Origin of the sequence: Streptococcus sp. WM07, assembly GCF_004570525.1 — a bacterium.
Taxonomy (GTDB): Bacteria; Bacillota; Bacilli; order Lactobacillales; family Streptococcaceae; genus Streptococcus.
Genome location: NZ_SPPZ01000316.1, coordinates 1 through 304 on the forward strand (window position 1 = coordinate 1; position 304 = coordinate 304).

A 304-nucleotide genomic window follows, 5' to 3' on the forward strand; every position below is an offset into this window, starting at 1 on the left:
AGACTGAACATATGGGTTTCCTTTCTATTTTGATTTGGTTTGCGCTTATATCATAAAGGGGAAGTCCTTTTTTGTCCAGTCAAAAGTCTCACCTAATGGGTGAAAATCAAAAACTTCCAGAAACCATAATGTATCAGCGATTCTGGAAGTTTTTTTAGTTATGTATGAATAATTTGGGTAGAAATAAAAGGAGAGTATCATCTTGAAAGAACTATTGGATATTATCAAAAAACAAGCAGCTACCATCCAAGGTCTAGTAGATGAAATCTCCCTTCTACGTGAACAGGTGGCTTATTTAACCCAG

General features: G+C 35.2%; 1 pseudogene. It reads left to right on the top strand.

The features are described from left to right. Window positions 1–202: 202 nt before the first annotated feature. Window positions 203–304 (top strand): annotated as a pseudogene (locus E4T71_RS10385) (transposase); the annotation flags it as partial.